The sequence below is a fragment of the Rossellomorea sp. LJF3 genome (genome assembly GCF_037046045.1).
In the GTDB taxonomy this organism is placed as follows: Bacteria; Bacillota; Bacilli; order Bacillales; family Bacillaceae_B; genus Rossellomorea.
Genome location: NZ_JBANLY010000010.1, coordinates 26,823 through 46,387 on the forward strand (window position 1 = coordinate 26,823; position 19,565 = coordinate 46,387).

General features: G+C 47.9%; 19 protein-coding genes. All 19 read left to right on the plus strand.

Annotated elements, in window-relative coordinates; all coding sequences use genetic code 11:
- Positions 1 to 14 precede the first annotated feature (14 nt).
- The 19 genes from V8G47_RS11330 to V8G47_RS11420 all read left to right on the plus strand — a co-directional run bounded on the left by V8G47_RS11330 (position 15) and on the right by V8G47_RS11420 (position 19,444).
- Positions 15 to 890, plus strand: a complete 876-nt coding sequence (locus tag V8G47_RS11330; RefSeq protein WP_336200204.1) for a 3-hydroxyacyl-CoA dehydrogenase — start codon at positions 15 to 17, stop codon at positions 888 to 890.
- Positions 887 to 2,092 (plus strand): thiolase family protein, encoded by a 1,206-nt coding sequence (locus tag V8G47_RS11335; RefSeq protein ID WP_336200205.1) that lies wholly within the window; start codon positions 887 to 889, stop codon positions 2,090 to 2,092. Before V8G47_RS11330 ends, V8G47_RS11335 begins: the two co-directional genes overlap by 4 nt.
- 74 nt (positions 2,093 to 2,166) lie before the next feature.
- The gene (locus tag V8G47_RS11340) at positions 2,167 to 2,388 is read left to right on the plus strand and encodes a hypothetical protein (RefSeq protein WP_219167958.1); all 222 of its coding nucleotides are present in this window, start codon (positions 2,167 to 2,169) and stop codon (positions 2,386 to 2,388) included.
- Positions 2,389 to 2,540: 152 nt separating this feature from the next.
- The gene (gene paaX, locus V8G47_RS11345; protein ID WP_336200206.1) at positions 2,541 to 3,416 is read left to right on the plus strand and encodes a phenylacetic acid degradation operon negative regulatory protein PaaX; all 876 of its coding nucleotides are present in this window, start codon (positions 2,541 to 2,543) and stop codon (positions 3,414 to 3,416) included.
- Positions 3,417 to 3,541: 125 nt separating this feature from the next.
- Entirely contained in the window at positions 3,542 to 4,498 is a 957-nt protein-coding gene (locus tag V8G47_RS11350) for an NAD(P)H-dependent flavin oxidoreductase (protein WP_336200207.1), read from the plus strand.
- Positions 4,499 to 4,870: 372 nt separating this feature from the next.
- Complete coding sequence (locus V8G47_RS11355) at positions 4,871 to 5,842, plus strand: ABC transporter substrate-binding protein (protein ID WP_336200288.1); 972 nt, start codon at positions 4,871 to 4,873, stop codon at positions 5,840 to 5,842.
- A 16-nt stretch (positions 5,843 to 5,858) separates the two neighbouring features.
- Positions 5,859 to 6,887 carry an ABC transporter permease gene (locus V8G47_RS11360; RefSeq protein ID WP_261748910.1) on the plus strand — a complete coding sequence of 343 codons (1,029 nt, stop codon included), beginning with the start codon at positions 5,859 to 5,861 and terminating at the stop codon, positions 6,885 to 6,887.
- Complete coding sequence (locus V8G47_RS11365) at positions 6,862 to 7,656, plus strand: ABC transporter ATP-binding protein (protein WP_261748909.1); 795 nt, start codon at positions 6,862 to 6,864, stop codon at positions 7,654 to 7,656. Before V8G47_RS11360 ends, V8G47_RS11365 begins: the two co-directional genes overlap by 26 nt.
- Positions 7,657 to 7,872: 216 nt before the next feature.
- Positions 7,873 to 8,268 (plus strand): thioesterase family protein, encoded by a 396-nt coding sequence (locus V8G47_RS11370; protein ID WP_336200208.1) that lies wholly within the window; start codon positions 7,873 to 7,875, stop codon positions 8,266 to 8,268.
- 101 nt (positions 8,269 to 8,369) lie between these two features.
- Positions 8,370 to 9,476: a Leu/Phe/Val dehydrogenase gene (locus V8G47_RS11375; RefSeq protein WP_336200289.1), complete on the plus strand. Its 1,107-nt coding sequence runs from the start codon at positions 8,370 to 8,372 to the stop codon at positions 9,474 to 9,476.
- Positions 9,477 to 9,538: 62 nt separating this feature from the next.
- Positions 9,539 to 10,603, plus strand: coding sequence for a pyruvate dehydrogenase (acetyl-transferring) E1 component subunit alpha (pdhA, locus tag V8G47_RS11380; protein ID WP_336200209.1), 1,065 nt, complete (start codon positions 9,539 to 9,541; stop codon positions 10,601 to 10,603).
- Between the two features lies 1 nt (position 10,604).
- Positions 10,605 to 11,600: an alpha-ketoacid dehydrogenase subunit beta gene (locus V8G47_RS11385; RefSeq protein ID WP_336200210.1), complete on the plus strand. Its 996-nt coding sequence runs from the start codon at positions 10,605 to 10,607 to the stop codon at positions 11,598 to 11,600.
- Positions 11,601 to 11,615: 15 nt separating this feature from the next.
- On the plus strand, positions 11,616 to 12,794 hold the full coding sequence (locus V8G47_RS11390; protein WP_336200211.1) for a dihydrolipoamide acetyltransferase family protein: 1,179 nt from the start codon (positions 11,616 to 11,618) through the stop codon (positions 12,792 to 12,794).
- Positions 12,795 to 14,222: a dihydrolipoyl dehydrogenase gene (gene lpdA, locus V8G47_RS11395; protein WP_336200212.1), complete on the plus strand. Its 1,428-nt coding sequence runs from the start codon at positions 12,795 to 12,797 to the stop codon at positions 14,220 to 14,222.
- A 120-nt stretch (positions 14,223 to 14,342) separates the two neighbouring features.
- Positions 14,343 to 15,458 carry a 4-hydroxyphenylpyruvate dioxygenase gene (gene hppD, locus V8G47_RS11400; RefSeq protein ID WP_336200213.1) on the plus strand — a complete coding sequence of 372 codons (1,116 nt, stop codon included), beginning with the start codon at positions 14,343 to 14,345 and terminating at the stop codon, positions 15,456 to 15,458.
- 180 nt (positions 15,459 to 15,638) lie between these two features.
- Positions 15,639 to 16,748 (plus strand): histidinol-phosphate transaminase, encoded by a 1,110-nt coding sequence (hisC, locus tag V8G47_RS11405; RefSeq protein ID WP_336200214.1) that lies wholly within the window; start codon positions 15,639 to 15,641, stop codon positions 16,746 to 16,748.
- 1 nt (position 16,749) lies between these two features.
- On the plus strand, positions 16,750 to 17,361 hold the full coding sequence (locus tag V8G47_RS11410) for a flavin reductase family protein (protein WP_336200215.1): 612 nt from the start codon (positions 16,750 to 16,752) through the stop codon (positions 17,359 to 17,361).
- A gap of 6 nt (positions 17,362 to 17,367) precedes the next feature.
- The gene (locus V8G47_RS11415; protein WP_336200216.1) at positions 17,368 to 18,333 is read left to right on the plus strand and encodes a fumarylacetoacetate hydrolase family protein; all 966 of its coding nucleotides are present in this window, start codon (positions 17,368 to 17,370) and stop codon (positions 18,331 to 18,333) included.
- Positions 18,299 to 19,444: a homogentisate 1,2-dioxygenase gene (locus V8G47_RS11420; RefSeq protein WP_336200217.1), complete on the plus strand. Its 1,146-nt coding sequence runs from the start codon at positions 18,299 to 18,301 to the stop codon at positions 19,442 to 19,444. The genes V8G47_RS11415 and V8G47_RS11420 overlap by 35 nt, the downstream gene beginning before the upstream one ends.
- Positions 19,445 to 19,565: the final 121 nt, after the last annotated feature.

The following is a 19,565-nucleotide window of genomic DNA, read 5'->3' on the forward strand; positions in this document are numbered from 1 at the left end:
AGGGGAAATGAAGGATGACACAGCATATCGTGGTAGTGGGTTCTGGTGTGATGGGTAGAGGGATTGCCTATGTAAGTGCAACAGGAGGATTCAGAACCACACTGGTTGATATTAAACAAGAGCAGTTGGATCACGCGAGAGAAGAAATCGAGCTCTTACTCCAGAAGGGGATTGAAAGAAACAAGCTTACACAGCAGGAGTATGTAGAAGCAAAAGAGCTGATGAGCTATTCAACGAATCTATCGATTGCCGTCAGGGATGCCGACGTGGTCATCGAAGCCGTTCCGGAAAAGACAGATATCAAGCGTGGCGTATTCGAGGTACTGGATGCCCATGCACCTGAGTATTGTTATCTGGCGACCAATACGTCCACCATGAGTCCGACTGAAATCGGATCCTTTACGAAACGTCCGGATAAAGTGATTGCCATGCACTTTTTCAATCCTGTACATAAAATGCCACTCGTCGAAATCGTGAGGGGATTGGAAACGAGTGATGAAACAGCGGAGGTCATCGGGCAGGTGGCCCGCCTGATGGGGAAAGAGACAGTGGTCATCAATGAATTCCCGGGGTTTGTTACAAGCAGGATCTCGGCACTCGTCGGGAATGAAGCCTTCTACATGCTTCAGGAAGGACTCGGGTCTCCCGAGGAAATAGATAAAGCGATCAAACTTGGCTTAAACTACCCAATGGGTCCCTTTGAACTCGGTGATTTAGTCGGATTGGATACACGACTGAATAATTTAAAGTACCTTCACGAAAAGCTTGGCGAGAAGTATCGTCCCGCACCATTGTTAGAGAAGTACGTGAAGGCAGGCCGCCTTGGCAGAAAATCAGGCAAAGGGGTCTATGATTATTCATCAACAAAAGAAAAGGAGCCCCAATCATGAGGGAGGTTGTCATTGTCGATGCCGTCCGGACCCCGATCGGAAGATATAAAGGAGCATTAAAAGAAGTGCGTCCTGATGACCTGGGGGCTCATGTAATAAAAGCCCTGGTAGGAAGGAATCCCCTCGTACCCGTCCATACGATTGAAGAAGTGGTACTGGGAAACGCCAATGGCGCCGGAGAGGATAACCGGAATGTCGCACGGATGTCGACTCTCCTTGCGGGTCTTCCTGTCGAGGTCGGTGCGACGACCATCAATCGTCTGTGCGGATCGGGACTGGACGCTGTGAACTATGCAGCAAGGGCCATTTTAGCAGGAGAAGGGGAGGTCTTCATTGCAGGCGGAACCGAAAGTATGACGCGTGCCCCGTACGTCATGGCCAAGCCTTCAAAAGAATTCCCGAGAGGCAATATGGAAATGTTCGATACGACGATCGGCTGGCGCTTCGTCAACTCCCGTCTGAAAGAAAAATACGGGACCGACTCCATGCCGGAAACGGCTGAAAACGTGGCGAAGCAATTCGGTATTTCACGTGAAGAACAGGATCACTTTGCTTATTGGAGCCAGGTGAAGGCGAAGCGTGCCATGGACGAAGAACGTTTCAAAGAAGAGATTGTACCGGTGGAGCTTCGTGACCGCAAAGGAAATGTCTCTACCTTTATGATGGATGAGCACCCAAGACCCGACACCAATAGTGAGAAGCTCCAGAAACTTAAGCCCCTGTTCCAGGGGGGGACCGTGACTGCCGGGAATGCTTCCGGTGTAAATGACGGGGCATCGGCCCTTCTTCTCATGAGCAGGGAAAAGGCGGAAGAATTAGGCGTCACCCCCCTCGCCCGCTACGTGACGTCAGCCACTGCGGGGCTTGAGCCTTCAGTCATGGGACTGGGTCCGATCTATGCCACACAGAAGGTCCTGAAGCGTTCAGGCCTCGCCCTTGATCAGATCGGCTTGGTGGAGCTGAATGAAGCCTTCGCGGCCCAGTCCCTCGCCTGCATCCGTGAACTTGGACTGAACGAAGAAATCGTCAACGTCAACGGGGGAGCCATCGCCTTCGGTCACCCGCTTGGGGCAAGTGGAGCCCGTATCCTTACCACCCTTCTCTATGAAATGAAGAAGAGGAAAGTACGATATGGCCTTTCCACTATGTGCATCGGAGTAGGTCAGGGAATCGCAACCCTCGTTGAGAATATAGAATCGTAAGTGCCCTGTTTTTGCAGGGCTTTTTGTGATTAAGAGGTTCCCTTTTTAGAAAGGATAGACGTGAGGTGATAAAGATGGAATTTGAAATCATGACAGTCGAAAGCGAAATTCCTTGTCTCGTCGTCGCAGATGAAGATAACGGCAGATTTATGATCAGGAAGGCGGACACGAGCGGGGAAGTGTTCAACAGCCAGGAGGAGCTTGTAAATTGGATCGAGGCAAACTGGTCCAAGGAAAAGGTCGTGAACACGTATGATTTTGTGAAGATGCTGGAGATGTTGAGGGTGTATCATTGAGGGACAGGCTCTTTGGGGGAGCCTGATTTTTTATTTTATTATTTAAGATAAAGAATATTCATTTATTTTTCAGGAATTTTTATGCTATTATATTTACTAAACGTAAAATTAACGTCATAAATGAATGCGATAGGATAAAAGGAGAGGCAGCAATGAATACAAGATCAATGATCTTTACACTATACGGGGACTATATTCGCCACTACGGAAATAAAATATGGATCGGCAGCTTGATTCGCCTGCTGAATGAATTTGGTCATAATGATCAGGCCGTCCGTGCCGCGATTTCCCGGATGAACAAGCAGGGATGGGTACAGGCAGAGAAACAAGGGAACAAAAGCTATTACTCCCTGACTGAACGCGGTGAGGTCCGCATGGAAGAAGCGGCCAACAGGATATTTAAGCTGAAGCCTGAGCAATGGGACGGAAAATGGAGGATCCTCATGTATTCCATTCCTGAAGAAATCAGGAGTATCCGTGATGAGCTGAGAAAAGAACTGGTTTGGAGCGGTTTTGGAACGCTGTCGACGAGTACGTGGATTTCTCCGAACAACCTGGAGAAGCAGGTACAATCCCTTATCGGCAAGTACGATATTAAAGAGTACGTCGATTTCTTCATCGCAGAACATAAAGGTCCTAATGAAAATCAGCGGTTAATAGAAAAGAGCTGGGACCTGAACGAAATCAATGACCGATACCAGGAATTCATTTCCCGTTACAGCCAACAATACATGATTGATAAGAGTAAAATCAGTAAAGGGCAAATGAGCGACGCCGAATGCTTCGTGGAAAGAACGAAGCTCGTCCATGAATACCGGAAATTCCTCTTCGTCGACCCAGGGCTTCCGGAAGAACTCCTGCCCGAAAAATGGCTCGGAGCCCACGCAGCCACTTTGTTCGGAGAATACTACAAAGAACTCGCAGAACCGGCATCCCGATTCTTTGAAAGTGTATTTGAAGACGGAAACGAACTGAAGAACAAAGATGTGAGCTATAACGTGATGACACATCCGTTATTGCTTGATTGAAAAAAACCACCTGCCGTTTTGAATCGGCAGGTGGTTTTTTGAGGGACGGACCTCTTGAATTTGACGAAGGCTCTTGCCGACCAATCCCAAAAAGTATAACATAAATTTAACGAAGGGGGATTATAATGAATAACCTAACGAACGTCTTACATATAAAATATCCTATCATTCAAGGTGGCATGGGGAACATCAGCAATGCCCCGTTGACGGCGGCAATCTCTGAAGCAGGAGCACTTGGTACGATCGGGGTCGGAACCATGGGCGTGGAGGAAGTGGAAGGGATCATCATTGAAACGAAAAAGAGAACCAGCAAACCTTTCGCCCTGAACATACCGGTTTCTATCACTCCCCACCTGAAGGATATGATCAGGCTCGTCGTAAAACACGGCATACCGGTCGTTTCCATATCAGCGGGAAATCCAGCTCCCTTTATTCCTTATTTTCACGAACACAACGTAAAGGTGATATGTGTCGTCGCTTCGAAAAAACAGGGGAAGAAAGGGGAAGAGGCAGGTGCGGATGTGATCGTCGCGGAAGGGTATGAAGCCGCCGGGATCAACTCCAACCTGGAAACGACCACTCTGGCTCTTATTCCTCAGCTCGTTGATACTGTAAGGATCCCGGTAGTGGCTGCAGGAGGGATCGGTGATGGACGGGGACTTGCTTCCATGCTTGCCCTTGGTGCGAGCGGAGTTCAAATGGGGACACGGTTCATCGCGACCAAGGAAGCTCCATTTCATGAAAACTATAAATCCACCCTGGTGGATGCAAAAGACGATAGCACAGTCATCGTGGGCCGTTCAGTCGGCAGGGTGAGACGTGTGATGAAGACACCTTATGCAGATGGGTTGCTTCAAAAAGAGCTGGAGGGGGTCGCCCCTGATGAGTTCAACCACATGACTTCCGAGGATTATCACAGGATTGGGGCCCTTGAAGGGAAACTGGATCAGGGCTTCATAAACGGCGGGCAGGTGTCAGGACTAGTAGAGGATATTCCAACGGTAGAGGAGCTTCTGGAAAGAATGATGAGCGATGCACACAGGATTTTCAAAGAGCTTTCCAGTTACGGAATGCGATCTTAATAGATTGAGGTTTTCTAAGCGCTTACCCTTGTAGGGAGAGCGCTTTTTTGGGTGGAGTTCACAAGGTGGTACAAGTTCAACAATCCCCTTCACGGTTTCTATCCTCATGTCAGAAAGCTATTGCACAAAAATTTTCCTCAACTCCCTCTAGATATTCCCCCTAAGACCGACTATACTATTATTAATTTTTAAATTTTCCGAATATTATTGACTATTTTGTGACTGGAGTGATAATATAACGTTGTATTTACGTTCGTTCATATTTTTATCATACATGGATTTGCTAGTCTAGTAGACTACTGATCATATATCAGGAAGAGAAAAAGGGGGATTTCTGTGAAGAAGAAGAGTTTATTACTGGTTGTGATCTTAATGTTATTTGGAATGCTGATTCTATCAGGATGTGGTAGTGATAAGAGTTCCGGCGGTGGAGATGGTGAGAAGCAATATGTCATCGGGGTAACCCAGATTGTGGAACATCCATCATTGGATGCGGCATTTGAAGGTTTTAAGAAAGCTCTGGATGAAAACGGTTTCAAAGAAGGCGAAAACGTTAAGTATGATGTTCAAATCGCTCAAGGAGACCAAAGTAACTCACAAAGCATTGCGAAGAACTTTGTCGGGGATGGTGTAGACCTTATCTTTGCAAACTCTACCCCAAGTGCACAAACTGCCCTGAATGCAACGAAAGACATTCCGATCGTATTCACCTCTGTCACGGATCCTGTCGGTGCTGAACTGGTCAAGTCATTTGACGAGCCGGGTGAGAATATTACAGGTACGACGGATACTCACCCAGAAGCGATTTCAAAGACACTCGAATTCATTACGGATGAAATGAAAGCGAAGAAGATCGGGATTGTATATAATTCCGGAGAGCAAAATGCTGTTGTGCAGGTAGCTGAAGTGAATAAGCTTGCGAAGGAAAAAGGCGTGGAAGTGGTTGAAGCAACGGTTTCAACGTCTGCAGATGTTAAGCAAGCGACTGAATCCATGGTGGGAAGGGTCGATGCCCTTTACATCCCGAAAGATAACACAGTCGTTTCAGCCCTTGAGTCGGTCATCACGGTAGCGAATGAAAAGGATATTCCTCTATTCGTCGGGGAACTCGATTCATTGAAAAAAGGAGCCATTGCAGCGAGTGGATTCAACTATGAAGATCTTGGTTACCAAACCGGGTTGATGGCGGTGAAGATTTTAAAAGGAGAGAAAAAACCTTCTGAACTCCCTGTACAGGCCCCTGAAAACTTTGAGTTGATGTTCAATAAAGCGGCAGCTGAAGAACAAGGTGTGGAAGTGCAGGAAGCCTGGTCAGATCTTGGGAAGTTTATCGAAGAAAAATAGGAAGGGATGATGATTCGTGCCAACAGCAATATTCGCATCCTTTGAATCTGGAATCATTTACGCTATTATGGCCCTCGGAGTCTATCTGTCCTTTCGGATATTGGATTTTCCTGATTTAACAGTCGATGGCAGCTTCGTAACAGGGGCCGCTGTCGCTGCAACCATGATTGTCAGTGGCGTAAACCCCGTCATCGCAACGATTACGGCGATAGTGATCGGATTTGTAGCAGGATGTATAACAGGTTTACTTCATACGTTTGGTAAAATCAATGCCTTATTATCAGGGATCTTGATGATGATCGCCCTATATTCCATCAACCTCCGGATCATGGGAAGATCGAATGTACCCCTGCTCAGTCAGGATACCGCGTTTACAGGGATAGAAGGATTCTGGTCCCCTCTTGGAATCGATGCCGCCCTTAATAAAGTATGGACAGGCATCGGACTTGGAGAACCCGTTCCGGGAACGTGGAGCATCCTATTTATCATGACGATCATCACGCTTGTGATCAAATTTTTGACAGATGCATTTTTGAAAACGGAAATCGGGTTGGCGCTGAGAGCGACAGGGGATAATCAACGGATGATCCGCAGCTTCTCTGCCAATACGAATCTGATGATCATACTAGGATTAGGGATCTCGAATGGAATGGTGGCGCTATCCGGTGCCCTGATCGCCCAGTACAGCCGATTTGCCGACGTGGGAATGGGGATCGGGATGATCATCATCGGGCTTGCCTCTGTCATCATCGGGGAAGCATTATTCGGAACGAAGACGATTGCCCGTACGACCTTAGCTGTTATCGGCGGGGCGATCATCTATCGATTGGTCGTTTCCATGGCTCTTCGCGTCGATTTCCTTGAAACAGGAGATATGAAACTGATCACGGCGACCATCGTCATTCTGGCCCTTGTCATGCCTAAGGTGATGGATCGTTATAAGGATAAGAAACGAAAGGCGCAGCGGATGGCGGAACGGGTAAACCAAACGCCGATTTCAGAGAGAAAGGGTGATGGCGGTGTTACAATTAAATCGAATTCATAAAGTATTCAATGAAGGGACACCCGATGAGAAAATCGCCCTTGATGATATTCAGCTCTCTCTGAATCCAGGTGATTTCGTCACGGTCATCGGGAGTAATGGAGCCGGGAAATCGACACTGATGAATATCGTCTCAGGGGTGTTGATTCCTGATATCGGAAATGTGTTGATCGATGACCACGAGGTATCGAAGGTTTCTGAGTATAAACGTTCAAAGCTGATCGGGCGCGTATTTCAGGATCCCATGGCAGGGACGGCACCATCCATGACCATAGAAGAGAACCTGGCCATGGCGTATTCACGCAACCGGACGAGGACCTTCAGGATGGGGGTCACGAAGAAACGGAAAGTGTTCTTTAAAGAAGTACTTGAAACCCTTCATCTCGGACTTGAAAACCGCCTGAATGCCAAGGTAGGGTTATTGTCGGGTGGAGAACGGCAGGCCCTTTCCCTCTTGATGGCAACATTCACAGAGCCATCGATCCTGCTGCTGGATGAACATACGGCTGCCCTTGATCCGGCCCGGGCGGATCTGATTACGAACCTGACAAAGGAAATTGTGGAGAAGTACAAGCTCACTACATTGATGGTCACCCATAACATGCAGCAGGCCCTGGATCTCGGGAACCGCTTGATCATGATGGATAAGGGACAGATCATCCTTGAAGTGAATGAAGAACAGAAGAAGCATCTCACCGTCGAAGGATTGCTCCATGAATTCCAGAGGATCCGTGGCAGTCAACTGGCAAGTGACCGTGCCCTTCTATCATAGAACGTTAAAAAGAATAAACAACCTTCTGTAAAAAGCAACGGGACTTTGGTTCCGTTGCTTTTTTGCGTTAATAGAATCACTTTGCATAACTTATATTAATATAATATTTTAAATATTTTAACAATTTATTGACTATTTATAAAACAAAATGTTATTATATCGTTGAATTAACGTTATATAAAAATGTATGATTCGTTGGTTTAAAGGGGGAAAGCAATGAAGTCTGGATTAGCAGTAGGACATACCGCCATCGTTACGACTGAAGTCACCCCCGGCATGTATGCCCAGTTTGAAGGAAACGTGGTTCATCCCGTGTATTCAACGGTATCGATGGTATATCACATGGAATGGGCATCCAGGAAAATCATTCTACCCTATTTGGAAGATCACGAAGAGGGAATGGGGGCAGAGGTGAACGCCCGGCATGTGGCTCCGGCGAAAACAGGTTCCCTTCTTGAAATTAGAGCGAACGTTATTGAATATGAACGAAACGTCATCGTAACGGAAGTGACTGTCAGAGATAGAAAGAGTGACAGACTCATCGGAAAAGGTGAAGTGAAGCAAGTGGTATTACCGAAAGAGATAATCAAAGAAAGAATACAAGATAGCTAGAATCATTTATGAAGCGGGTAGTAAAAGGAGGAAGCAAAGTGTCTAAAGTATCGACTGAATTGAAAGCGGTTACAAACAGAGAGCTTGTAGGGGGAAATGATATGGATATGTTCCAGAAAATACAGAACCATGAACAGGTCGTTTTTTGCAACGATGAGGAAACAGGGCTTAAAGCCATCATCGCCATACATAATACCACCCTCGGTCCAGCTCTTGGCGGATGCCGCATGAGACCTTATTCATCAGTAGATGAAGCACTTGAAGACGTCCTGCGCCTATCCAAAGGCATGACGTATAAATGTGCAGCGGCCGACGTCGACTTCGGTGGAGGGAAGGCGGTCATTATCGGTGATCCGGAAAAAGATAAACATCCGGAGCTGTTCCGTGCCTTCGGTCAATTCGTTGAATCCCTTAATGGACGATTTTATACAGGGACGGATATGGGGACCACGCCTGAAGATTTCGTTTATGCCTTGAAAGAGACAAATTGTATCGTCGGCGTCAATGAAGAGTACGGCGGAAGCGGTGATTCATCCATCCCGACGGCCATGGGCGTGATTTATGGGTTGCAGGCGACAAACCAAAATGTCTGGGGTTCGAAAGACCTTTATGGAAAAAGCTACGCCATTCAGGGGCTCGGGAAAGTCGGGTTTAAAGTAGCCGAGCGACTGCTGGAAGAGGGAGCCGATCTGTATGTAACGGATATCAGTCAGAAATCCATCGATCTATTGGTTGCGAAAGCGAAGAACATGGGTGCGGCCATCAAAGTCGTATCGGGAGAGGAAATTTATTCTGTCGATGCGGATGTCTTCGTGCCATGTGCCATCGGGGGAGTCATCAACGATCACACGGTGGATCAGTTGAAAGTAAAGGCGGTCGTGGGTTCTGCCAATAATCAGCTATTAGATCTTTCCCATGGGTTGAGGCTTCACGAAAAAGGGATCCTGTACGCACCTGACTACATCGTCAATGCCGGCGGGCTGATCCAGGTGGCGGACGAATTATATGAGCCGAACAAAGAACGGGTCCTCCAAAAGACGAGTGCCATCTACAACAGCCTTCAAAACATATATTTGCAGTCAGAAAATGAGCACATGACCACGGTGGAAGCGGCCAACCGTTTCTGCGAAGACCGGATCCATGCACGCACGAGAAGAAACAGCTTCTTCTCCCATGCGAAGCGTCCGAAGTGGTCGGTGAGAACGTAAATCCAGGCAGTTTCATGATTATCCTTAATCTCCAACAATATTGCACCACACGAGGTGATGAAATGATCGAGGAATTTCAACTGGTCCAAGTGATGGACCAACAAGGACAACTGGTTCAAAGCGAGTATGAAAAAGATATTTCAGAAGAATTGGCCCGTACGTTTTACCGGCATCTCATCAGGATCCGCACTTTCGATCGTAAAGCCGTCAGCCTCCAGCGCCAGGGGCGGATCGGAACGTATGCACCATATGAAGGCCAGGAGGCATCCCAGGTGGGGAGCGCACTTGCCCTGCAGGAAAAAGACTGGTTATTTCCATCCTACCGCGATCATGGCGCAACCATGACATTCGGACATTCGCTCCTTCACATCCTTCTTTTCTGGAAAGGGAGGAATGAAGGCTGTGTGCCTCCTGAAGGGAAGAACATCTTCACTCCAGGCATCCCGATTGCGACCCAGCTTCCACATGCGGTAGGCGCGGCTTTCGCCGAGAAGAGAAAAGGAACCCGGAATGCGGCGATTGTCTATTTCGGAGACGGCGCCACTTCTGAGGGGGATTTTCATGAAGGATTGAATCTGGCAAGCGTATGGGGGGCTCCGGTCGTCTTTTTCAATCAAAATAATCAATATGCCATATCTGTCCCCATGCACAAGCAAATGAAGACGAAGACCATTGCCCAGAAAGCACTGGCCTATGATATTCCAAGCATTCGCATCGACGGCAATGATATTTTTGCCGTATATTTTGAAACATTGAAAGCACTGGAGCGAGCAAGGAACGGGGACGGACCTACCTTGATCGAGTCCGTGACATGGAGATACGGTGCCCATACGACAGCCGACGATCCGACGAAGTACCGTGATCAGCAGGAAAGCGAGTCCAGGCGTAAAGGTAATGACCCTGTCGATCGTTTAACAAAATACATGAAGCTGAGGGGCTGGCTTGACGCGGAATGGACGGCTTCTGTCCAAAAGGAATGTGCGAAGGAAGTGGACCTTGCCGTTGACGAACTGGAAGCATATCCAGCCGCAGATCCCAGCTTGATCTTCGATTATGTGTTTGCCACCCCGACGTGGACGATCCAGGAACAAAAAGAAAAGCTCCTTGAGCAATTGAGAGGTGAATAGAATGAGCACCTTAACGAAAATGAAAACATTGACGATGGTTCAGGCCATCACGGATGCCATGAGAGTGATGCTTCAGGAAAACGAGGATGTCCTGTTGATGGGGGAGGATATCGGGACGAACGGGGGAGTGTTCCGGGCGACTGACGGCCTGCAACAGGAATTCGGTGAAGACCGGGTGCTAGATACACCCTTAAGTGAAGCCGGCTTTATCGGTGCCGCCATCGGGATGGGGTTGAACGGATTCCGCCCGGTGACGGAGGTCCAGTTTTTAGGATTCATCTACCCGGCATATGAGCAGATCATGACCCATGCTTCCAGAATACGGGCACGCACACTCGGGTCTTTCACCTGCCCACTGGTCATCAGGGCTCCTTATGGGGCCGGGGTCCGGGCGCCGGAAATCCATTCCGATAGCACAGAGGCGCTTTTCACTCACATGCCGGGAATCAAGGTTGTCTGTCCGGCCACACCGTATGATGCCAAAGGTCTTCTGATTGCGGCGATTGAAGACCCCGATCCCGTCCTGTTCCTTGAGCCCATGAGATGTTACCGTTCTTCCAAAGAGGAAGTGCCGGAAGAGAAGTACACCGTGGAAATCGGGAAGGGCAAGGTAGTAGCAGAAGGGGAGGATGTCACGATCATTGCATGGGGGGCGATGGTGAAGATAGCCGAGGACGCAGCGAAGGAAGCGGCGGATAAAGGCATCTCCTGCGAGGTGCTTGACCTTAGAACCCTCTATCCCCTTGATAAGGATCTGATCTCGAACTCTGTCCAGAAGACGGGGAGAACCGTCATCGTCCACGAAGCCCATGCAACGGGTGGGGTAGGGAATGATGTGCTTGCGATCATCAATGACAAATCCTTTTTATATCAAAAAGCGCCTACAGAGCGCGTAACAGGATTCGATACGCCTGTTCCGTATTTCGGATTTGAAGATTTCTATTTGCCTGACACTAAACGAGTGCTTGCTGCAGTGGAGAAAGTGGCACGCTATTAGACAAGGAGGGAGTCCATGGAAGTTAAGCTTCATGATATCGGGGAAGGGATGACCGAAGCCAATATCAATCACTTTCTTGTGAAGGTGGGGGATGTCGTGAGAGCGGATCAACCACTTGTAGAGGTACAAACGGATAAAATGACGGCGGAGATCCCCGCACCGTTTTCAGGTGTGATCAAGGAATTCACCGTAAGTGAAGGTGAGACGATTCCAGTTGGATCGACGGTATTGTTGATGGAAAAGGAAAGCAGGGATGCAAGCCGTCGTACTGTTCCCCAAACGACTCAGGTCTTCAAGAAGAAGAGGATCCTTGCTTCGCCGTATACGAGAAAAATCGCAAGGGAAAATGGGGTAAATATAGAAGAAGTGGTCGGTTCAGGGGCCGGGGGGAGAATCGTCGATGAAGATGTTCTCCTCTATATGAAAGGCGAAATAGGGGCACCACCAAAACCTGAAGAGGAAACTGTGCCTGCTGTTCAAACGAAGCCAGCAGAAACCGTGCAGAAGACCATCCCTTTCAGGGGCAGACGAAAACAAATTGCTTCCAAGATGGCTCATTCACTCAGAACCATCCCGCACTGCACCCATTTTGAAGAAATCGACGTGACGAATCTATTAGTTTGGAAAGATACGATGAAAAGAGGAGGCCAGTCCGTTTCCATGGGGGCGTTTTTTATCAAAGCTCTTTCTGTCTGTTTAAAAGAGTTCCCGATCTTCAATGCCCGCCTCAATGAAGAGGAAGAATGCATAGAGCTTCAGCCACACCATAATATCGGTGTCGCAGTGGACACGGATGAAGGTCTGATCGTTCCTGTCATCAAAGGAGTGGAAGGAATGACAATGAAAGAAATCCAGGCCGAAATGAAGTCACTCACCGTCAAGGCGCAGGAAGGCAAGCTTGCGATGAAAGAGATCAAAGGAGGTACCTTCACGGTCAGTAATGTCGGCCCGCTGAACGGATCGATCGGGGCCACCCCGATCATTAACGAGCCGGAAGTGGCCCTCATCGCCTTTCATAAAACGAAGAAGCGTCCGATGGTGAATGAACACGATGACATTGTCGTCCGCTCCATGATGAATGTATCCATGTCCTTTGATCACAGAGTGGTGGATGGGGGGACGGCCGTGACATTTACAAATCGTTTGAGAGATTTGATCGAAGAGCCTCAATCCATGCTTTTGGAGTTGATATAAATGGTAGTGGGAGAAATTACAGAAGAAAAAGACGTCATTGTCATCGGAGGAGGTCCCGGAGGCTATCACGCAGCCATCAGAGCAACCGGCCTAGGTAGACAGGTCACGCTGATCGAACGGGGGGATCTGGGGGGCACCTGCTTGAATAAAGGCTGCATCCCATCAAAGGTATTCACCCATTTTGCCCAGGAATTCAAAAAGACGAAGCATTTGAAGGAGATGGGGATGGAGTTTGGGGAAGTAGAAGCAAACCTTGCGACTCTTCACCACTATAAAAATAAAAAAATCACCCAGCTCCGAACGGGTGTGGAATCCCTATGTAAAGCAAACAAGGTTGAAATCATTAAAGGGACGGCTTCATTCCTGTCAGAATCACGTATCGGAGTCGAAAACGGACATGAGTTCAGTCTTCTGAATTTTAAAGAGGCGATCATAGCAACAGGTGGTGACTTTCACTATCCGGATGAAATCGTCTTCAATGATGTTACGGTCCTGAAGGAAAGACAGGTTTTTGAGCTGGAGGATATCCCCCGGGAACTGATCATGTATGGTGCAGATTATATTTCATTGGAGATCGCGTCCGTTTTCTCAACATTGGGAAGTCGTGTCACGTTAATCCTGAGTGAAGAATTAGCATTGGATCCCTCCATTTCCAAAGAATTGTCCAGGCAGTTAAAAAAGCAGAAGATCAGTGTCATCAAAGATTGCGTACTGAAAAAGGCCAGTGAGAGGGACGGACATGTCCTTGCAGAGCTCGAAAAAGAAGATGGAGAAACGGTCTCCATCGAAGGCTCTCACTTTGTTGTGAGCGGCCAAGTAAAACCGAATCTATCAGATCTCGGTCTGGACCGCCTTCGTATAGAGATAACCGGGCAGGGATATATCCAGACAGATCGTGAGGGACGGACCTCCATTCCCCATATTTGGGCGATCGGGGATGTGACGGAAGGTCCGTCCCTCGCAGTGAAGGCGATTAAGCAGGGGAAGGTGGCTGCTGAGGCAATGGCCGGCCTTCCGGTAGAGGTGGATCTGCGTTTTGTGCCTACGGTGGTGCAGATGAGTCCCCCGATTGCGTACGCGGGCCTTACAGAAGAGGAAGCGCAGAGTGAAGGCTATTCGGTCACAGTGAGTGAGAACCCTGTCAGGGGAAATGGGTACGCCCAGCTCACAGAGGAGAAGGACGGATTCGTCAAAGTCGTGTCAGACAGTGAAACGGATGTGGTCCTTGGTATTCATATGATGGGAATGGGTGCGGTCGAGCTGATCACTGCAGGTGTAATGGGACTAGAAATGGCAGCGAGGGATGAGGACTTTCGCTTTCCGCTCTATCCCCACCCCAGCATGAATGAGACAATGCTCGAAGCGGTCGAAGGTTTAAAGGGGGACGCCGTCCATATGCCTCCCAGAAAAAAGGAAGCAGTGAGATGAAAAGAGGGACGGACTTCATCACAGAGAAGCGTTTAAGCTTTACTAGCCATTCTTGAGAAGTTAAATAAAAGGATTTAATATAATATTCAGAATATACTTACGTTTAATGGAGGGGTTAATATGCAAGAGAACGTGGCAAAAAAGCAGGTTAAGGTTGAAGAGGTCTTCCCGGTAAGAGATGTCGATTATTTAGAATATTATACAGGTAATGCAAAGCAGGCAGCCCACTTCTTCTGTACAGCATACGGATTTAAGACCGTTGCCTATTCAGGGCTCGAAACAGGCAATCGTGACACGGTATCCTATGTACTGCAACAAAACAAGGTGAGATTGCTCATTACAGGAAGTCTGCATGAAGGAAGCCGGGTATCCCAATTCGTGAAGAAACACGGAGACGGCATCAAAGACATCGCACTTGTCGTGGATGATGTTGAAAAGGCTTACAATGGAGCGGTGTCACGAGGTGCCATTGAAATCATGCCCCCTTCAACACTGGAAGACGACAACGGAAAAGTGAAGAAAGCCGTGATCGGTACATACGGGGACACGATTCATACACTTGTGGAACGTAAAGATTACAAAGGGATTTTCATGCCTGGCTTTGAAAAATATGATACCGCGCTTAAAAACGAAGATGCCGGCATCATCGCTGTCGACCACGTCGTCGGAAACGTGGAGCGCATGGAAGAGTGGGTGGAATACTACGAAAAAGTGATGGGCTTCAAGGAAATGCGTCATTTCACAAATGAAGACATCACAACAGAATATTCTGCCCTGATGTCCAAGGTCATGCATAACGGCGGACGCATCAAATTCCCGATCAATGAACCTGCTGAAGGGAAACGCAAATCACAAATCCAGGAATATCTTGAGTTCTACGGCGGTCCGGGAGTGCAGCATATTGCCATCCTGACAGAGGATATTGTGAAGACAGTCGGGATCCTTAAGGAAAATGGAGTAGAGTTCTTAAGCACTCCGGATTCCTACTACGAAATGCTCTCAGAACGTGTAGGTGAAATTGATGAAGAGATTTCGCAAATCAAAGAGTTGAATATTTTAGTAGACAGAGATGACGAAGGGTATCTGCTTCAAATTTTCACGAAGCCTATCGTGGATCGTCCGACACTATTCATCGAAGTGATCCAGCGTAAAGGGGCGAGGGGATTCGGCGAAGGAAACTTCAAAGCATTATTCGAATCCATCGAACGCGAACAGGAGCGCAGAGGAAACCTATAAAAATAGATAGATAGAATATATATAACGGGGGTCAAAGGACCGGTCAGGGGGTTAACTCATGAAGAGATTAGCTGCTTCTACGCTTAATATCGTACAGATTGCAGGTACATATTTTAACGGGAAGATAAGCTAACACATGAGTCAACCCCCTTCATCCATGAGGAAGGCGAGGGTATATGTATGGCATTGAAGTTCAAAACAAGGGAAGCGGTCACACATATCGCTCCATATGTGCTGGGGAAGACGCTTCTGGACTTAAAGAAGGAGCATGGACTCAGCTCGATCAGAAAGTTATCAGAAAATGAAAATATATATGGCTGCTCCCCTAAAGTGAAAGAATGGTTCAAAGAAAACGGTAGCGACCTGTTTTTATATCCCGACGGGGCTGCGGTTGATTTGAGTCAAAAGGTTTCAGCGTTCTTAGGCGTTCCGAAAGAACAACTCGTATTCGGAAACGGATCGGATGAAGTGATCCGATTGTTGACGAGGGCCTATTTGAGCAACGGCGACGAGGCGATCATGGCCGATGTGACGTTTCCGAGGTACCAGACCAATGTGTTGCTAGAGGGAGGCACACCTGTCATTGTCCCTCTCGTAGACGGTACCCACGATTTACAGGGCATGCATGACCACATCACTTCAAGAACAAAACTGATCTTTGTATGTAATCCCAATAACCCTACAGGGACCATCGTCGGGAAAAGAGAACTACTGCAGTTTATCGAAAGTGTCCCATCACACGTTCTCGTGGTGGTGGATGAAGCCTATATGGAGTACGTGACAACCGATGATTATTTAGAAACCCTGCCGCTTCTGTCGGCATTCGAAAACCTGATCGTCCTCAGGACATTTTCGAAAATTTATGGGCTGGCCGGGTTAAGGGTCGGTTTCGGGGTCATGAATGAGGAAGTTGCGGAACAGCTCCGTAAAGTGAAGGATGTCTTCAATGTGAATACCGTTGCCCAGAAATCGGCGATCATCGCCCTGGAAGATCAGGCATTTATAAGGGAGTGTACCCATAAGAACGAACAGGGTCGTCATTACTTGGAGGGGGAATTCGACCGGATGGGCTTATCCTATTTCCCTTCCCAATCGAACTTTATCATGGTGGACACAGGATTGAATGGGGACGTGGTTTCCCATGAACTTGTAAAAGAGGGTCTCGTCGTCCGTTCAGGGACGCTTCTGGGATACCCGAACACGGTAAGGGTCACGATTGGAACAGAAGAGGATAATAAACGATTCGTTAGAGCTCTGGAAGTCATTTTGAATAACGAAGGGGTGAAGTGAAATGGACATCAAACCCCAGACGCTTGAGTGGCAGGCAGCTTATAAATTGATGATCGGCTCGATTCTGCCAAGGCCGATTGCCTTCGTTTCCTCCATTGATGAAAAAGGGAATGCGAACCTCGCTCCATACAGCTTCTTTACGGCGATTTCTGCAGAGCCTATGCTCGTCTGCTTCTCTCCCATGAGAAGAGGGAAAGATGGCAGCAAAAAGGATACCCTCAGAAATATCGAGACAACGAAGGAATTTGTCATCAACATCGTCAGTGAAGAGTTTGTGGAGGAGATGAACAACTGTGCCATCGAATTTGAATCCGGCGTGGATGAATTTGAACAGGTCGGGCTGACGAAGAAGGAGTCCATTACGGTAAAGCCTCCTGGAGTAACGGAAAGCAAGGTTCAGTTGGAATGCGTGCTTCATGAGGTCCTTCACTTCGGCAATCATCCCGGTGCAGGAAGCCTTGTCATCGGGAAGGTGGAGTGTGTCAGGATCAATGATGAACTCTACTATGACGGGAAAATAGATTCAGAGAAACTCAAACCGGTGGGAAGGCTTGCAGGCCAAATGTACACCAAACCATTATCCGATTCATTTGAATTGATTCGAAAAAGGTGATGACACGTGAAGTTGGTGAGTTTTTTAATAGATGGTGAAGTAAAGGCGGGGATGGTTCAGGATGAACTTGTCGTGGACATCCATGCCGTGAGCGGAGGCTCACTCCCTAAAGATATGATATCCTTCATCGAACTTGGTGACGAAGGCTTAAAACGGATGAAGGAGCTCGGAAGCTTTTTGGAAAAAGACAAGGGAGTGCATTCAATACATGATATCACCCTGAAGTCGCCGATTCCAAGGCCTGTGAGCATCCGGGATTTCTATGCCTTCGAGGAGCATGTGAAAACGGCCCGTAAACAAAGGGGGCTCGATGTGGTTCCGGAATGGTATGACATTCCCGTGTTTTATTTCACCAATCACTTGGCTGTAAAAGGTCCCGGTGACCACATCGGGAAACCTGCTGGCTGTGAGTGGCTCGATTACGAGCTGGAAATCGCCTGCGTCATCGGAAAAGCAGGCCGGAACATTTCCCGAGACAACGCGGAAGACTTCATTTACGGCTATATGATCATGAATGACTGGAGTGCAAGGGACATCCAGAAGCATGAAATGAAAGTCGGGCTCGGTCCCGCGAAAGGAAAGGATTTTGCCACGTCATTCGGACCTTATTTAGTGACGAAGGATGAGATGGATACGTATCAGAGCGGGGATCGTCTTGACCTTCCCATGACGGCAAAAGTAAACGGGAAGCTATTATCCGAGGGGAATTATCAGGATATTCATTATACATTTGGAGACATGATCGAACGCGCATCGAAAGACGTCACCCTGTATCCTGGTGAGGTGATTGGATCCGGTACGGTAGGAACCGGCTGCATTTTAGAGATCGGTACCGAGAAGCACCCGTGGTTGAAGCCCGGGGATGTGGTGGAATTAGAGATTAAGGGATTAGGAGTTTTAAGTAATACGATTGTAGAGAGAAGAGAGGGGGAAGACCATGTACTATCGTCAATTGGGGAACATACCTCATAAACGTCACACCATGTTTAAAAAGGAAGATGGCACGCTTTACAGGGAGCAGGTCATGGGAACGAAGGGATTCTCGGGAACCCAGTCGATCCTGTATCATCATCATTTGCCCACGGCTGTGGCGAGAACAGAGTATTTAGGCAGTTATTTGCCGGAATTTGAAGAAGAGGGTGCTCTGCGCCATCGACATTTCTTTACAGACAAGGTAGAAAAGAAAGGCTGTGCCTTAAAGAGCCGTGAGTATTTACTTGGTAATTCCGATTTATTGATTGGAACCGCCTATGTCACGGAAGAGATGACAAGCTTTTACCGGAATGGTGACGGTGATGAAATGCTTTATATCCATTTTGGTAAAGGGAAGGTAGAGACGATGTTCGGAACGATCACGTATGGAAAAGGTGATTATGTGGTGATTCCGATCGGAACCATCTACCGTGTCGTTCCTGAAGAAGAGACGAAGATGCTGATCGTCGAGTCCTTCAGCCAGATCACCACTCCCCGTCGCTATCGTAACGAGTACGGTCAGCTGCTGGAACACAGTCCGTTTTGTGAGCGTGATCTCCGGGGGCCGGAGAAGCTTGAAACGAAGGATGAAAAGGGAGAGTTTGAAGTGATCACCAAATCAAGGGGCGCGCTTCATTCCCACGTATTGGATCATCATCCACTGGACGTTGTCGGATGGGATGGATATTTGTATCCATGGGTATTCAACATAGAGGATTTCGAGCCGATCACCGGCCGTGTCCATCAGCCGCCGCCTGTCCACCAGACGTTTGAAGGTCATAACTTTGTTGTGTGTTCATTCGTGCCGCGATTATATGATTATCATCCGGAGTCAATCCCGGCTCCCTACAACCACAGCAACGTGAACAGTGATGAACTGCTATATTATGTGGAAGGGAACTTCATGAGCAGGAAGGGGATCAAGGAAGGGTCGATCACCCTCCATCCGAGCGGAATTCCACACGGGCCTCATCCTGGAACGACGGAAGCCAGTATCGGAAAAAAAGAAACGTTGGAGCTCGCTGTCATGATCGATACCTTCAAGCCGTTGAAAATTGTCAAAAAAGCAAACGATGTCGAAGATCAGAATTATATGTTTACATGGGTATAGAAGAATCAATCCAGAGGCCCCGCTCTGGATTGATTCTTTTTTTGTTGAATGAACATGCCAATTGCTAAAATAGTTTTCAGCTTTCTCATTCCGGATTCGATCCGATTGGGTACAAACTCCC

What these genes read in the sequence shown, in the direction of transcription:
- V8G47_RS11330 (WP_336200204.1), top strand. Translation starts at nt 15, where the DNA reads ATGACACAGCATATCGTGGTAGTGGGTTCTGGTGTGATGGGTAGAGGG.
- V8G47_RS11335 (WP_336200205.1), top strand. Translation starts at nt 887, where the DNA reads ATGAGGGAGGTTGTCATTGTCGATGCCGTCCGGACCCCGATCGGAAGA.
- V8G47_RS11340 (WP_219167958.1), top strand. Translation starts at nt 2,167, where the DNA reads ATGGAATTTGAAATCATGACAGTCGAAAGCGAAATTCCTTGTCTCGTC.
- paaX (WP_336200206.1), top strand. Translation starts at nt 2,541, where the DNA reads ATGAATACAAGATCAATGATCTTTACACTATACGGGGACTATATTCGC.
- V8G47_RS11350 (WP_336200207.1), top strand. Translation starts at nt 3,542, where the DNA reads ATGAATAACCTAACGAACGTCTTACATATAAAATATCCTATCATTCAA.
- V8G47_RS11355 (WP_336200288.1), top strand. Translation starts at nt 4,871, where the DNA reads ATGTTATTTGGAATGCTGATTCTATCAGGATGTGGTAGTGATAAGAGT.
- V8G47_RS11370 (WP_336200208.1), top strand. Translation starts at nt 7,873, where the DNA reads ATGAAGTCTGGATTAGCAGTAGGACATACCGCCATCGTTACGACTGAA.
- V8G47_RS11375 (WP_336200289.1), top strand. Translation starts at nt 8,370, where the DNA reads ATGGATATGTTCCAGAAAATACAGAACCATGAACAGGTCGTTTTTTGC.
- pdhA (WP_336200209.1), top strand. Translation starts at nt 9,539, where the DNA reads ATGATCGAGGAATTTCAACTGGTCCAAGTGATGGACCAACAAGGACAA.
- V8G47_RS11385 (WP_336200210.1), top strand. Translation starts at nt 10,605, where the DNA reads ATGAGCACCTTAACGAAAATGAAAACATTGACGATGGTTCAGGCCATC.
- V8G47_RS11390 (WP_336200211.1), top strand. Translation starts at nt 11,616, where the DNA reads ATGGAAGTTAAGCTTCATGATATCGGGGAAGGGATGACCGAAGCCAAT.
- lpdA (WP_336200212.1), top strand. Translation starts at nt 12,795, where the DNA reads ATGGTAGTGGGAGAAATTACAGAAGAAAAAGACGTCATTGTCATCGGA.
- hppD (WP_336200213.1), top strand. Translation starts at nt 14,343, where the DNA reads ATGCAAGAGAACGTGGCAAAAAAGCAGGTTAAGGTTGAAGAGGTCTTC.
- hisC (WP_336200214.1), top strand. Translation starts at nt 15,639, where the DNA reads ATGGCATTGAAGTTCAAAACAAGGGAAGCGGTCACACATATCGCTCCA.
- V8G47_RS11410 (WP_336200215.1), top strand. Translation starts at nt 16,750, where the DNA reads ATGGACATCAAACCCCAGACGCTTGAGTGGCAGGCAGCTTATAAATTG.
- V8G47_RS11420 (WP_336200217.1), top strand. Translation starts at nt 18,299, where the DNA reads ATGTACTATCGTCAATTGGGGAACATACCTCATAAACGTCACACCATG.